This is a genomic window from Leeuwenhoekiella palythoae, from assembly GCF_900130045.1.
Classification (GTDB): domain Bacteria; phylum Bacteroidota; class Bacteroidia; order Flavobacteriales; family Flavobacteriaceae; genus Leeuwenhoekiella; species Leeuwenhoekiella palythoae.
The window spans coordinates 486409-500590 of the sequence record NZ_FQXT01000001.1 but is presented as its reverse complement, the minus strand read 5'-3'; the positions used below and the strand labels follow the sequence as shown (position 1 = coordinate 500590).

Genomic DNA, 14182 nt, shown 5'->3' with positions numbered 1-14182 from the left:
TTGTAGGATTGATTCTTGACTTTAGAATATGCTCAAAGGTCAAGGTATTTTTACGTAAGCTATTAAAACCTTATTTGAATTGCGACCTAATAAGTTTTTCATAGATACCATCACCTAACCATTTGCGTAGGGCCATTGCCGGTTTTGCCATAAAGCCTTTAGCATAGCGGCGGTTAGGTTTTTTTATGGTTGCTGCTTTAGCGATAGTTTTTCCTAAAACGTCTACATCGGTGAGGCGGTCACCGGTGTAAGCTTCATGCATACCCTCTGCCGCGGCATTAGCAAATGCAGCATAAGGCCCAGATCCTGACTTTTCTTTTAAATTTTTAGCAGCAATTGTACCCCAGTCTGTTTTTATAGCGCCCGGTTGTACAATCACTACATCAATATCAAAGGCTTTCAATTCTAAGCGTAAACAATCACTCCAGCCTTCTAGAGCGTGTTTTGTTGCGTGATACCAAGCCCCAAATGGCGTGTAGATTTTACCGGCCATCGAGGAGATGTTTACGATACGACCCTTTTTATTTTTGCGCATTGCAGGCAGCACCAATTGCGTAATACGGGCCAAACCAAAAAGATTGACCTCAAACTGGCGTTTGGCTTCTTCTATTGAAACATCTTCAACAGCGCCGTAAGACCCATAACCGGCATTGTTGATCAACACATCAATGCGTCCTTCTTTTTTTAAAATATGTTCTACACAGGAAATTATGGATTCGTCTTTGGTAAGATCTAAAAAATGGGTGTGCATTCCTAAGTGTTCTAGCTCTTGCATTTCATCAGTTCTTCGAGCAGCACCGTAAACGATATGTCCCTTTTCGAGTAACTTTTTGGCTGTAGATTTACCGATCCCCGAGCTGGATCCAGTAATTAAAATAACGTGTTGCATAGCTAACTTTAGTTTTTAAGTTTGGCAATATTCCTATGATAGAATCACGATTTAAAGAGCAACCAGCCTAAACGTAGACCCAGTATGGGTGAGAAAAAACTTTCGCCAGACTCATTAAAACCATATCCCGCACCTAAGTTAAGATCTAGTTTTAATCCTCCTTTATAATATCGTTGTAAGCCCCATACCGGCCCGATAGCTCCAAAATAAGACTCATAATACTCTAGGCTTCCTATTATAGGTTTCCCAGTTTGTACCGCAGCGCTTAAAGCGAGATAATTAGCGCTGTTTTTCGTAATGTTTTTCCCTTTATCCATTCGCTTTTTGAAGTTATAATAATAACGGTATTGCGTGTTGAAAATAGGGTAAACGCCATAACCTTCTCCAAACATTCCTTTTTGATAAGCAAAACCCGTTCCTACCCTAAAATCTAAGGTTGTTGTTGGAGTGAGCCCCAATTCATACTCTAAACCCGGAGTTAAAATATTTACAGAAAATATACCTTTTTCAACTGTGGGTTGTTGGGCATAAGATGTGAAAAGGCTACAAAAAAAGATACTGAAGAGTAGGAGTTGTTTCATAAATTCAAAAATGCTTTTTGACTGAAAAGTAAATATATAGAAGCACGACGTATTATTTGAAATTATGATTTTTAATTTGAATTATTTTTTTAGGGAATGTTGAACTTCATTTTAGTGAGTTAATACTAGTTTCAAATAGAAAAATGAAAATAGCTAGTAAGATTAGCGCTATGCAACAATACACATAAAATTTCCCATAGCTTTTGTGAATAGCCTTGAGCTCTTCCACTTTTTCAAGTTCCCCGAACTCCTTTAAGGCTTTTAATTCTTTATCTTGTTTTTTCTTAAGTCGATCAGTATAGTTATGCCGAAAACCGGTAAAAACAACTTCAATAGGAGTGAGGTAATACCCTAGTTTTTCAGTTCTAGCTAGTTTTGTATTCATAGATAAACTTTAAAACACCTTATTCTCAATTTACATACTAAATAGAGTCTTTCAGTATTTTAAAATTACGCTAACTTGATAGGTAGTTGTTTAAATAGAGGGATGTATTTTAGGTTAACATCGTATCAGCTCTTGCGAATAATTAGGGATAAACGGCAACTATGTTTCGACATACATTGAGTAATTTCACAGGCACAATTAATTCCCATTTATGATTCTACGTGTTTATTTGGCTTGTGTTATTCTTCTGATTTCCGGAACTGTTTTCGCGCAAAAAGGCGATCCACAAATGCAGTATCAACTATCCTTTCCTCAGGCGGAAGCGCATTATGTTGCAGTGGAGTTGCATCTGGACCAGCAGGATACTACCCAAACCACACTCGTTTTGCCGGTTTGGACTCCGGGATATTATATGATTCTCGATAACCCGGCGCATATTATTGATTTTGAGGTGCAGGCTTCTGAAGGTGTTGCGATAGCATGGAAGAAAACTTCTAAAAACAAATGGACGATCACGCATCCTAAAAATACCGAATTAGAGGTGACCTACCGGGTTTATGCTAATCGTACTTCGGTAGCAGAATCTAATGTGAAGGAGACTCGGGCTTTTCTGGCGAATACAGATATTTTTATGTTTCCCGAAGGGCAAAAAGAAGCGCCCATTTCAGTGACCTTTCAACTTCCGGAAACTTGGGAGCACATTGCGACTGGACTAGAAAAAGTAAATCAAACCACTTTTTACGCTGCATCAGCAGACATGCTTTACGACAGTCCGTTTTATTTAGGAAATCAAAAAATGATTGAGTTTCAGCAATTGGGTAAAGCGTTTACGCTGGCTATCGCAACACCAGAGGGATTAGATGAGCAGCAATTTGTAACAGATTTGCGAGAGATCATTCTGCGTACGACCGATTTAATGCAGCACATTCCTTTTGAGGAATATGCTTTTATTATGATGGAACCCGGCGGAGGCGGACTAGAACACGCCAACTCGCAAGCGGTATTCACCTATGGAAGTTTTGACTTTAAAACCGATGCTGACTACAAGGCCTTTCTCAATTTTATCACGCACGAATATTTTCACCTGTATAATGTAAAAGCTTTACGGCCTATTGAATTGGGACCGTTTGACTATAGCAAAGAAAATTACACGACGATGCTCTGGGTGGCTGAAGGTTTTACGGTGTATTACGAATATCTCATTATGCGTGATGCAGATTTGATCACTGAAGAAGATATGCTGCAGTATTTAAGCAGTCATTTTCAGGCGATCGAAAATAAAGAGGGGAAAGAGCATATGTCTTTAGAACGCTCTAGTTATGATGTTTGGAATCATTTCTTGAACAACGATGCTGTTTCAGATGCCACAACGATTTCCTATTATCATAAAGGTCCAATAATAGGGCTGTTGCTTGATCTTGCCATCCGCCACGAGAGTGAAAATGAAAAGTCATTAGACGATGTGATGCGAGCGATGTATAAAACTTATTTTCGTGAACAACAGCGCGGCTATACCGAAGAAGAGTTTTGGGAAACCGTTACTCAAATGGCGGGTAAACCTTTAGACGAATTGCGCCATTACGTTGAAACTACAGAGACCCCAGATTATGAGAAGTATTTAAGCTACGGAGCGCTGAAGCTTGATCTGACAGAAAACGACGACCCGTCAACTGAACGTGTAGAACGCGCTTATCAATTAAAGCGAAAAACTCCTGAAAATAAATTGCAAGAAGAAATTAGTAAGGCGCTCTTCAGAAATTATTTTTAGTAGTGGGCAAGGGGTTGAATAGCCAAAAGCTTATAAAATGATTGTCTGAAAATTTTTGGTCAAGTAGGACTAAAAAGCTTCTCCTATACTCAGATAAAAGTTATTTCCATCTTTGGTAAAAGCATAATCAAAGCGAATAAAAATATCTTTTTCTCTAAAGATCAAAAAGCGCGCACCGGCACCAGCAGACCATTTGATCTTGTTCATCTCCAGCTCGTTCCAATCGTCAAAGACTTCGCCTACACCGGTGAAAACAGTTGCTCCTAAACGGTCAGTAAAACCCAGTTTAAGCGGTAGAAAACGATATTCTACTTGTGCTGCGACTTGATTGCGATCTCTAAACCTTCCGCTAAAATAACCCCGCATAATATTCTCACCGCCTAAGTACGATAGCTGGTTAAAGGGCACTTCGCCACCAAAACTAAACTGACCAATTACTTGTGCTGCCAGTACATCTCTTTTGCCTATGGGTGTAAAAAACCGGTTGTCTGTGGTGACGGTCTGGTATTTTACATCGCTTTTCCAGAACGGATTGTAATTGAGGTAAGCCAATTCGCTAAAGAAGGCGTTGCGTTCATTCAATACATTGTGTCGGGCATCGTAAACAAGACCGGCGCCCATACCAAAATTGGTCGTTCCTTCGGCACCAAAGGGAAGCTCAATATCTAAAGCTTCCTGACTATCTTCAGGAGCATCAAAAGAAACATTAGACAGACTTCTAAAATCGGTTTCAAGACCAACATAAAAGTTCTTTAAAACCTTGCGCAACACCCGTTCTTTGATCTGAATTTGCGTAGCATCTACCAGTGCAATATTGTCTTTAGGAACATCATTTCCTATCCCGTAATACTTTAGCGGAAAACGTTCTGCATCTAGATCACCTAAGAAAAACCATTTGTCCTGATCAGAATAGACGGCGTGATTGATGCGTATTCCATACTGCCCGTTGAAGGTAAAAAATGCGTAAGTATTAATTTCACTAAGTCGGTTATTAGTGTCTTCATTGGCATAGAATACAAAGAGTGGCGCAACGGCAAATTCCAAGCCTGTTTCAGGGCGAATACCTAAAACCGGATAGATCAAGAATTGTGGTTTTTCTTGAGATACGGTATCGTTAAAAACCCTGTTGAGGTAGCGGGAAATAAATCCTTTTTTGGGAGTTTCGTTGGGAATTGAAGTGTCTTGCGCTTGCAGCTGAACAGCTAAAAGCAAGAAGGGCAGACCCAATAAAAGCGCGCGTAAGTTTCTCGGCATTGTTGATTTTCAGGCAAAAGTAGCCCTTTAACAGCGGATAGAATCAGCTCAAATTGTAAGGAAATGCTAATTTTTTAAAGGCTTTTAGCTTAAGATTTGGTTTGAAAAGTATAAGTGGAGCACGTTTAAAATAAGTAACTTTAAAGCATTGCGCTTTTCTATTGCGCTCAATTACAGATGTTTCACAAAAATAACGCGCTATGCCACAGTATTCCCTAATGATTAACGAGCAAGAACATCAAGTAGATGTCGCCGCAAATACTCCCGTTCTTTGGGTGTTGCGAGACCATCTTAAAATGGTAGGAACCAAGTACGGCTGTGGTATTGGCCAATGTGGAGCCTGCACCATTCACTTAAACGGAAACGCCGTGCGCTCGTGTTCGCTACCAGTGAGTGCCATCGCAAATGCTTCGATGAAGATTACTACAATAGAAGGACTTTCAGAAACCGGTGATCATCCGGTACAAAAAGCCTGGGTAGAAGTTGACGTTCCGCAATGCGGATATTGTCAGGCTGGTCAGATTATGAGTGCAGCCGCTTTACTCAATCGCAATGCAACTCCTTCTGAAGATGAGATCAAAAACGCAATGAGCGGTAACCTTTGCCGCTGCGGAACCTATACCCGAATCAATAAAGCTGTGGCTCTTGCAGCAACAAAAAAATAATCGATTATGGCACTTATTAAAACAAAACACAACCGTAGATCGTTTTTAAAAGTTTCTGCTGCCGGCGGTGCGGGACTGCTTTTGCAATTCAGTTGGTTTTCGGGCTTGGCTCAAAGCGATGCGCAGCCTGAAGATATCGCGTTTGACCTCAATGCATACATACGCATAAATGGGAATGGTACGGTGACTATCTTTTCACCCAATCCTGAAATCGGTCAGAACGTAAAAACCTCGATGCCGCTAATTGTGGCCGAAGAATTAGACGTAGCCTGGGATCAGGTAACGGTAGAGCAAGCACCTCTGGATACTAAAAAATTCAGTCGTCAGATCGCCGGAGGAAGTCAGTCTATTCGTGCCGGTTGGGACGGCTTGCGTATGGCAGGCGCTACTGCGCGGTATCTATTCTTGAATGCAGCTGCAAAACTGTGGAATATTCCTGCGGAAGATCTGGTGACCGAAGAAGGAATGGTAAAGCATTTACCTACCAATAAAACTATTGCGTACAAAGAACTGATCGATGAGGCTTCAAAAATTGAAATACCGGAAGAAGTGCCGCTGAAAGCGCCTAAAGATTTTAAACTTATTGGTACCGCGGTAAAAAACGTAGACGGTGTTAAGATCGCTACGGGAAAACCCTTATTCGGATTAGATTATATGGAGGAGGGCGCAGCCATCGCCATGCTCATTCACGCACCCGCTTTTGGAATGAAACTTAAAAGTTTTGATGCTACCGAAGCGAAAGCGATGCCGGGAATCAAAGACGTATTTACCGTAGATACTTCTTTACAAAACCCAAGCTGGGCAGATGTAAATGCGTTTAACGAACTCATCGTAGTCGTAGGAGAAAGCACCTGGCAGGTGATGCAGGCTAAAAAGGCGGTACAAGCCGAATGGGAAACCGAAGCAACTGCGGAAAGTACTGCGACGCATTTAGAGCAATTTGCCTCAGTATTTTCTAAAGGAAAGGGAGAAGTAGCGCGCCAGGACGGAGATCCTGATGCAGCTTTTGCCAATGCCGATACCGTAATCGAGCGCACATATTTCGGGTCGTTTTTAGCGCATAATACGTTAGAGCCGATGAACTTTTTTGCCGATGTCAAAGCAGATTCGGCGCGCTTGATCGGGCCTATTCAAACGCCTGAAGCTTTACGCGGTTCAGCTGCTGCAATGCTCAATATTCCTGGAGATAACATTCACGTAGATATGACACGTATGGGAGGCGGTTTTGGTCGCAGATTATATGGAAACTTCGGTCTTGAGGCTGCTGCCATTTCGCAGAAAATAGGTGCTCCGGTAAAACTCATTTACACCCGGGAAGATGATATGACGCAGGGGACCTATCGTCCTTCCTACACTTTAAAATATAAAGCCGCATTAGATGCTAATAAAAACCTGACGGCTTTTGAGGTGCAGGGCAGCGGTATTCCATCAAGTCCGGTGTTTGCAGATCGCTATCCGGCAGGAACACTCGCCAACTATCGTGCTGAGAATTTTGGTATTGATACTAATATTTCAACTGGAGCCTGGCGTGCACCGCGTTCTAATTTTACCGCAGGAGCAGAGCAATCGTTTATCGATGAGGTGGCTGAAGCCGCAGGTAAAGATCCTATTGATTTTAGATTAGAACTTTTTGATAATGCGATCGCCAATCCGGTTGGGGAGCGCAATGATTATGATGCTGAACGCTATGCCGGCGTTTTAAAACTTGTGCGCGAAAAGAGTAATTGGGGAACCGAGATCGACGGGGTTTACCGTGGTGTTTCGGCGTATTACTGTCACAATTCCTATGTAGCACAGGTGATCGATCTGGTGATGGATGATCGCGGAAATCCGGTAGTGCAGAAAGTATGGTGTGCGGTAGACTGTGGAATTGTAGTCAATAAAGAAGGTGCTTTAAATCAAATTGAAGGTGGAATTGTAGACGGACTAGGTCACGCGATGTACAGCCAGTTAACATTTAAAGACGGGGCGCCAGAACAACAGAATTTTGACCGCTACCGATTGATCAGAAACAACGAAGCTCCGCTGGAGATCGAAGTATTTTTTGCAGAAAACGAAATCGCACCTACGGGATTGGGCGAGCCCGGTTTGCCTCCGGTTGCAGGAGCTCTGGCCAGTGCTTTGTATAAAGCGACGAGCAAGCGCTATTACCGTCAGCCGTATATGATCTTGGAGCAAGAAACAGCTATTTTAGGATAATCAATATTATTATAAAAAGTGAAAAGCTATCTCGCGAGAGATAGCTTTTCTGGTTTAAGAACGCAAAGCACGAGCGTTCTAAAATTTATAATTCAAGCTGAGTCTAAAATTGCGACCCGGCTCGCTTTGCCAATATACATACGAGCCATAATCAGCACCGCTATAGAGGTACTCATTCAGCAGGTTGTTGAGGTTAAGTGCCACGCGGAATTTGTTGTTTTCCCAAGACAGCGCACCATCCATTCTGAAGTAATCAGGAAGGTCGGTTTCTCCATCAGCGCCCCAAGCCCAAGTAGAGCGATCTACGAGGTATTGATAACCAAGTGAAACCCCAAAGCCTTCTAAAGCACGTTCTTGAAACTTATAGTTGAACCATCCGTTTGTGATGTGTTTAGAGAAGCCTACGACTTTGTTTCCGTCTGCATCTTCTACATTAGTGTTGGCATAATTAAGCACAACACCCAGACCGGTAAAAAGCTCACCACGCAGGTCAAATTCAAACCCACGAGAAGTCACATCACTATCAATCTGAATAGAATAATTAGGATCTGGCCCGGGAACTAAGATTTTATCTTTGGTAATGTTGAAGTATCCTGCGGCTACATTCCATTTTCCATCGCCAAATTCATATTTGATTCCTCCCTCGATATCTTCGGCAGTAACGGGATCAAAAGAATTCCCTTCGGCATCTGCACCTTGCGTTGGTAAAAATGACTGATCAAACATAGCATAAGCGCTCAAATTGTCTAAAATAGAGTAGGAAACTGCGACACGCGGGGTGAATACTTTATCTGTAGAGATAGAACCGTAACTATTGGTCTTCATTTCGGTGTACCTACCGGCAAGGGTAAGGCGTAAATCATCATTAAAAAAGCCCAATTCATCTTGTGCGTAATAGGCCAGATACTCATAAGTGATATAACCTACGGCACGCTGGGTAAGAGGAGTAGAACGGTCAAAAACAGGAGCGATGGCCGCCGGCTGCGGATTGTAAATATTAAACGGATTTTCTTCGGTATCAATATTGATTCCGGTAGACCAATCTGCGATATACGAACTATTTCCAAAATCAAGTCCGCCCAAAATTTTATGACTCACGCCACCGGTTTGTGCGGTTCCGTTTACGAAAGCCTGCCCCAGTTTTTTCTCTTCTTTGGCATCCCAAATGCTCACGCGACGAATTAAATCCCCATTGGCTTGAACACCAAAACTACCGTCTAACCAAAGGCTAGAGCCTTCGTGCTGGTAATTAAGATACGCGAGTTGTGCGCTAACTGACCAGTTGTTACTAAGCTGATGCTCAAAATTTACAAGTCCGTAATGTTCTTTCATAATTGACGGGCCTAACTTAGGATCGTTTAAAGTAAAATCTCTGTCGAGGCTAGCGTATTCTTCAGGAGCAAATACATATGCAGAACCTATTAAACGGGTTTTGTAATACTGAAACGTGTATTGCGCAGTTACCGAAGTTTTATCGTCAATCAAGTATTTTACCGAAGGAGCAAACGTATAGCGATTTTGGTCTTCGTACGCGCGGTGTGCTTCTTGCGTAGTACCGGCACCCACAAAGCGGTATTGTAATTTATTATCATCGCTAAGCTTGCCTTCTACATCTAAGGTGGCTCTCAAAGTGTTATAACTACCGGTCACTAAGCCAACTTCACCGTGAGAAACGCCGGTAGGTTTTTTAGTGACCACGTTATAAAGTCCGCCGGGTTCGCCGCTTGATAGCATAAATGCAGACGGACCTTTAACCACTTCGATGCGTTCTACAAGCGCCATATCTTCGGCGAGAGGTCCCCAAGTAGACAATACATTTTGTCCATTTCTAAACGGCGGAATTCTAAATCCACGCATATTGATACGTGCAAAATTACCCCAGTGCTCAATCATCTGCGCACCACTCACGTTACGGGTAATGTTTTCCATCATACTGATGGCTTGCTGATCTTTGATCACGTCTGCGCTAATCACCTGTATGTTCTGCGGAATTTTATTAAGATCCTGTTGCAGGCGTAAAGAAGCCGAAGGGTTGCGTTCTACATATTCAGATTTTCCGGCACCTGAGATGATCACGTCGTCCAGCGCGCTCACATCTTCCTGAAGTTTCACATTAAGCGTTACTGCACCATTGATCGTGATCGCTTTTGAAGTGAAGGTTTTAAAACCCATTTCAGAAACTATAAGCACATAAGTACCGTTACTGATATTGCTTATTTGATAAAAACCATCTTCATTAGAAGAGGTGCCATAATTGGTGTTCTCTAGATATACATTGGCGTTGGGCAATGCATTACCATTTTGGTCGACTACCGTACCGCTAATAGCATTCCCTTGTTGTGCAAACATTGAAAAACTTAGAAGCGTTAGGGCGAGCAGTGTAGTTAGTTGTTTCATCTGCGTCGTTATTTTGAATAGTTGTTAAAGGTTAAAATTTACGATGCGAATGTATAAAATGTTTTTATTTAGAATAAATAAAAATAAGTCAAGTTTAAAAATGACGCCTTTGCCGACCCTTAAAATGATTCAACTATTCTGAACGATCGAGTGGGAGAAATGCCTTAAAGAAATTTGATTTTTATGGGCGCTAATGTGGGAATTACGCCTTTGAGGCGAGCACTGCAGTAGTTTTTTTGATTTTTGATGGATCTGTATAAATCAGTCAATTCAATACCAATAGATATCGAATTAAGCCTAGCAAATGAATACTATTAGATTTTAGTTTGAGTGTCTTGCCTGCCAATGATGGTCATAATCTCCACCGTGTTTTTGTTGATTCTGTAATAAATACTATCGACACCGCAAACGCAACGTCAGTATTCTATTTTAATAAAATCAACTGCTTCAAAAGCATATGGATTTTCGGCAATGCGATCAAAATACAGAAAGAAGTTCTCAAAATACTGCTCAGCCTGAGCACTGCCAAATTTGTAAACGCCGTATTTGTAAATGCGAATTAAATCTTCTTTAGCGGTATTGCTAAGCCGGTAATTCATTTAAAAGAAGACTTAGCCTGAGCTAAAATTTCTTGTTTGCTTTCACTTGTAAAGCCGCTTTGTTCGGCGTCGTCAAGCTTAGTGCGTATCCAGTCTATCTCAGCTTGCTGTTTGCGGGCCTGCCTAACAAGATCATTGATCAATTCACTTTTACTGGTGTATTCTTGAGAGTCTACCTGTTCTTTTAACCAATCATCATTGGGTTTTGTAAAGGAAATACTTTGACGTGCCATAAGATACTATTTGGTGTAAATATACATCAATTCTGCATCAATTAATTGAAGGTTTTTTATGCGATAAATTGCCTATATACTTTGGGACAGGCAGCTCGGTAAGATAGGAATCTAACCAAAGTTTAGATTTGGTAAAGAGGATGATTTTTGGTTTTACCACGCGATACAATCGCGCGGCAACTGGGCTTTCTTTCTTTCTTTCTTTCTTTCTTTTCCAGGAGGCCGCGCGGTAACGGTATCTAATCTTTAAAGCTAGTTTTTTCTAATATTTCTGCTCCTGCGCGATTGTATCGCGCAGCTCCGCATTATAGAACACAAAATATTTCTGGTTTATCCAAAATATTGAAATACTAATACGTCTAGCAAACCTTGTTCATCTACATAGTTTTTGGCACTGCTATAGTTATAATCTTCCGGATTTTGAATATAGCCTGCTTTTACGGGATTATTATGGACATAGTTGATCTTTTGCCATATCACTTCATTACTCCAGAGTTCAATAGGATGGTTGTCGTGTTGCCAAAATTGATAATTATTGACATTTGATGATTTCTGAGCTGCCTTTTGAAAGTGCTTTAGAAGAAACTCCTTTCGGTTGTCTTCAGCATTTTCTTGAATTGCTCTGACTAGCGCTTTGCTGGTATGTCTTTTAAAATCTCCTAAAAGTAATTCTGGTTTTTGCCCGACACAACTTCGATAAATCAGATGCACGTGATTGGTCATTATGCACCAGGCTATAAGTTCCATTCCCTTATTTGATTGGCAGTACTTTAAACTGTCTACAAGAATATCTTTATAGTAATCTCTTGTAAAAACATCAAGCCATTCTATAACTGCAAAGCTTACAAAATACAAACCCTCAGGATTATGGAATTTATAGTTACTGCTCATTTTAAATAGGATTTTTTCAGTTAAAAAAGCTGCTCAAGCGCGAGTATCACGTGGCTCGTTGTAGCTTACCACGCGATGCAATCGCGCGGCAACGGTGTCTATTCTTAAAAGGTGGTTCTTTTCTAGTTTTTATTACTGCGCGATTGTACCGCGCTGCTTGGGATTAATTGTTTACCTAAAATACTAGAAACTAGAGCAGTTTTGCAAATAGGCTAGCCTCTTTTTTCAATTTGAACATTATACCACGCGATACAATCACGCGGTAACGGTATCTATTCTTTAAAGGTAGTTTTTTCTAGTTTTTTGCTCCTGCGCGATTGCATCGCGCAGAGGTAGCAACTTATACTATATGATTTATTATTCGTTTATTCTGTGTAATTGATTTTAGTTAGAGTAATTCTAACTTTTTACCACGCGATACAATCGCGCGGCAACATAAGATGAGTTTGTTTTTTATGTTGCTCCTGAGCGATTGCATTGCGCAACAACAAAAACAACGCCTACATCAAAAGATATAGGCGTTGCTGCGTTTTGGCTGGTTGTTAGAAATTCTCTGAAATTTTGAAGACTAACTTTCTTCTTCACCCACTTCTTCGGCTTGGGTAGTGACCGAGCCGGTGCTGGCGTTACCATAAACCGGCGTTTCGTTTCTAAGGATGTCGATGACGCGGGCAAAATTTTCTGCGGTCATATACGGGGTTTCTTCGCGTTTCCCTTGAAAGGTGGTAAAATAGAATTTACCCAGATCGATCTTAGGATCCCAAAGCGCTTGATATCCCTTTAATTTGGTCCATCCTGAAGTTCCTTGTGCATAATGTGGCATAACTTAAGTTTTTTTAGATTCGTTTGATACAAACTTAACCAGGCTATGCATCACATTATCAGAGCGGTTAACCCTTTTTAAAAAGGAAATCGCTCTTATTTTTTATAGGAAATGACCCTAAAGGTAGTGGGTTTTTGGGGTAGTGGGTAGGATCTTCCCACGCGATACAATCGCGCGGTAACAAGAGGGTAACTCGAGGTGGGGTTATTTCTTTATGTTGCTCCTGCGCGATTGTATCGTGCAGAGGTTATTCTAGCTTCTATAAAAGATTTAATCGTGCGGTAGCGAGGTATTGTGCTTAGTTAATTCTAGCTGTTTACCACGATTTTCAGAAGTAGGCGAGAACCAGCAATTACTTATAGCCATTGTTGTAAGCAGTTATTTATTGTTCAATTTTATATTCTTTCGGTTCGTAATCTACCCATTTAAAATTCGAGTTCAGAGGTCCAAATTCAGTTGCGTGTTTAATTGGGGAAATCAACGAATTTTCTCCATTTTTAGTAACTCGAAACATTGCAGCAATTTCTAATTCCAGAAACTGTTCAACTGCTGCTGGTGTTAATACAACATTATGTCCTTGATAGTCACTTTTTACACTTGGATATTTAAGTCCAGGGAAATTGTTCCAAGTCATTGCGAAATCTGCATATGCAGCAGAAATCATATAGTCCGTATCATTTTCTATTTCTTTTTTCGCAAACTGATTAGAAAAGAATTCCAAGATTAATTTAAACTGATCTAAATTTTCAGGATGTTCTTTTGTTAATCTTTCAAGGTGATGTTTATATGATTTTTGGACATCTTTAGAATTTTTAATTGAGTTTTCGTTAAAAACCATTTCAACTACTTCGATGTCTTGTTTTATTCTCCACTTGCCAAGTGTCATTACAAAGTCCGCCTTATCAACTTTTATTTTATCAAGGTTTCTAAATATTTGACTGGTCTCAATTAAATTTACTAAACGAGGATGTTTAATTACATCGGATTCAATAGCTCCATAAAATAGTGATTGATGTTTGACATTTGCTCGTCCATAAGTCTTTATGTTTTCATAGTCATTTCTATATGAAATATCTTTTTCTGAATAAAAAATTTCGCCAGGTCTGTTTATTCTTGCTCTTTCAATATGATAACCTTGATGTAATTTAGCTGTCAAAAATGGAATCCATTTTAGTCTTCTTAACTGAACTGATAATTTATTAAACGAAACATTTTTTAAATCAGCATTTTCATACTCATTAATTAGAGTTTTTATTTCTTCAACACTCGGTAGTTCTGGGAATTCAGGTTTTTTTTCCATAATTGCTTACAACTGGTTATATCTTGAAATTTATTCTCGATACCCCATCTCTTAAACGGTTTGCCACATTATTTAGAATTATAAAACTAACCTTTTAGAAAACGCAACCTGCAGTAAATCAGAAGCTCTTATCAACGAGTTATCAACGCGACAATCCAAAACATAAAAAAAGCGACATCACTACGATGTCGCTTTCTG

Annotated in this window: 13 protein-coding genes; 3 read left to right on the top strand and 10 right to left on the bottom strand. The window is 40.4% G+C overall.

Going from position 1 to position 14182, the window contains the following annotated elements:
• Positions 1-70: 70 nt before the first annotated feature.
• The 3 genes from BUA96_RS02130 to BUA96_RS02120 all read right to left on the bottom strand — a co-directional run bounded on the left by BUA96_RS02130 (position 71) and on the right by BUA96_RS02120 (position 1855).
• Entirely contained in the window at positions 71-889 is an 819-nt protein-coding gene (locus tag BUA96_RS02130) for an oxidoreductase (RefSeq protein WP_072979862.1), read from the bottom strand.
• A 44-nt stretch (positions 890-933) separates the two neighbouring features.
• Positions 934-1470 (bottom strand): hypothetical protein, encoded by a 537-nt coding sequence (locus BUA96_RS02125; protein WP_072979861.1) that lies wholly within the window; start codon positions 1468-1470, stop codon positions 934-936.
• Positions 1471-1576: 106 nt separating this feature from the next.
• Complete coding sequence (locus BUA96_RS02120; protein ID WP_072979860.1) at positions 1577-1855, bottom strand: hypothetical protein; 279 nt, start codon at positions 1853-1855, stop codon at positions 1577-1579.
• A 211-nt stretch (positions 1856-2066) separates the two neighbouring features.
• On the opposite strand from BUA96_RS02120, the gene BUA96_RS02115 reads away from it, so the two are divergent.
• Complete coding sequence (locus BUA96_RS02115) at positions 2067-3623, top strand: M61 family metallopeptidase (RefSeq protein ID WP_072979859.1); 1557 nt, start codon at positions 2067-2069, stop codon at positions 3621-3623.
• 69 nt (positions 3624-3692) lie between these two features.
• On the opposite strand, the gene BUA96_RS02110 is transcribed toward BUA96_RS02115, so the two are convergent.
• Positions 3693-4877: a BamA/TamA family outer membrane protein gene (locus tag BUA96_RS02110; RefSeq protein ID WP_072979858.1), complete on the bottom strand. Its 1185-nt coding sequence runs from the start codon at positions 4875-4877 to the stop codon at positions 3693-3695.
• Between the two features lie 200 nt (positions 4878-5077).
• Between BUA96_RS02110 and BUA96_RS02105 the strand changes: the two genes are divergently transcribed.
• Positions 5078-5542: a (2Fe-2S)-binding protein gene (locus BUA96_RS02105; protein ID WP_072979857.1), complete on the top strand. Its 465-nt coding sequence runs from the start codon at positions 5078-5080 to the stop codon at positions 5540-5542.
• 6 nt (positions 5543-5548) lie between these two features.
• On the top strand, positions 5549-7741 hold the full coding sequence (locus BUA96_RS02100) for a xanthine dehydrogenase family protein molybdopterin-binding subunit (RefSeq protein ID WP_072979856.1): 2193 nt from the start codon (positions 5549-5551) through the stop codon (positions 7739-7741).
• Positions 7742-7819: 78 nt separating this feature from the next.
• On the opposite strand, the gene BUA96_RS02095 is transcribed toward BUA96_RS02100, so the two are convergent.
• The 6 genes from BUA96_RS02095 to BUA96_RS02070 form a co-directional block, all read right to left on the bottom strand.
• On the bottom strand, positions 7820-10138 hold the full coding sequence (locus tag BUA96_RS02095; RefSeq protein WP_072979855.1) for a TonB-dependent receptor: 2319 nt from the start codon (positions 10136-10138) through the stop codon (positions 7820-7822).
• Positions 10139-10554: 416 nt separating this feature from the next.
• Positions 10555-10737, bottom strand: a complete 183-nt coding sequence (locus BUA96_RS17360; RefSeq protein WP_233430592.1) for a type II toxin-antitoxin system RelE/ParE family toxin — start codon at positions 10735-10737, stop codon at positions 10555-10557.
• The gene (locus BUA96_RS02085) at positions 10734-10970 is read right to left on the bottom strand and encodes a ribbon-helix-helix domain-containing protein (RefSeq protein ID WP_072979853.1); all 237 of its coding nucleotides are present in this window, start codon (positions 10968-10970) and stop codon (positions 10734-10736) included. Before BUA96_RS02085 ends, BUA96_RS17360 begins: the two co-directional genes overlap by 4 nt.
• Positions 10971-11300: 330 nt before the next feature.
• The gene (locus BUA96_RS02080; protein ID WP_072979851.1) at positions 11301-11861 is read right to left on the bottom strand and encodes an REP-associated tyrosine transposase; all 561 of its coding nucleotides are present in this window, start codon (positions 11859-11861) and stop codon (positions 11301-11303) included.
• A 568-nt stretch (positions 11862-12429) separates the two neighbouring features.
• Positions 12430-12684, bottom strand: coding sequence for a hypothetical protein (locus tag BUA96_RS02075; protein ID WP_072979841.1), 255 nt, complete (start codon positions 12682-12684; stop codon positions 12430-12432).
• 382 nt (positions 12685-13066) lie between these two features.
• Positions 13067-13984: a hypothetical protein gene (locus BUA96_RS02070; protein WP_072979828.1), complete on the bottom strand. Its 918-nt coding sequence runs from the start codon at positions 13982-13984 to the stop codon at positions 13067-13069.
• Between the last annotated feature and the right edge of the window lie 198 nt (positions 13985-14182).

Coding starts and splice junctions, on each gene's coding strand:
- BUA96_RS02095 (WP_072979855.1), bottom strand. CDS start 10,138: ATGAAACAACTAACTACACTGCTCGCCCTAACGCTTCTAAGTTTTTCA.
- BUA96_RS17360 (WP_233430592.1), bottom strand. CDS start 10,737: ATGAATTACCGGCTTAGCAATACCGCTAAAGAAGATTTAATTCGCATT.
- BUA96_RS02115 (WP_072979859.1), top strand. CDS start 2,067: ATGATTCTACGTGTTTATTTGGCTTGTGTTATTCTTCTGATTTCCGGA.
- BUA96_RS02120 (WP_072979860.1), bottom strand. CDS start 1,855: ATGAATACAAAACTAGCTAGAACTGAAAAACTAGGGTATTACCTCACT.
- BUA96_RS02085 (WP_072979853.1), bottom strand. CDS start 10,970: ATGGCACGTCAAAGTATTTCCTTTACAAAACCCAATGATGATTGGTTA.
- BUA96_RS02080 (WP_072979851.1), bottom strand. CDS start 11,861: ATGAGCAGTAACTATAAATTCCATAATCCTGAGGGTTTGTATTTTGTA.
- BUA96_RS02105 (WP_072979857.1), top strand. CDS start 5,078: ATGCCACAGTATTCCCTAATGATTAACGAGCAAGAACATCAAGTAGAT.
- BUA96_RS02130 (WP_072979862.1), bottom strand. CDS start 889: ATGCAACACGTTATTTTAATTACTGGATCCAGCTCGGGGATCGGTAAA.
- BUA96_RS02125 (WP_072979861.1), bottom strand. CDS start 1,470: ATGAAACAACTCCTACTCTTCAGTATCTTTTTTTGTAGCCTTTTCACA.
- BUA96_RS02070 (WP_072979828.1), bottom strand. CDS start 13,984: ATGGAAAAAAAACCTGAATTCCCAGAACTACCGAGTGTTGAAGAAATA.
- BUA96_RS02075 (WP_072979841.1), bottom strand. CDS start 12,684: ATGCCACATTATGCACAAGGAACTTCAGGATGGACCAAATTAAAGGGA.
- BUA96_RS02100 (WP_072979856.1), top strand. CDS start 5,549: ATGGCACTTATTAAAACAAAACACAACCGTAGATCGTTTTTAAAAGTT.
- BUA96_RS02110 (WP_072979858.1), bottom strand. CDS start 4,877: ATGCCGAGAAACTTACGCGCGCTTTTATTGGGTCTGCCCTTCTTGCTT.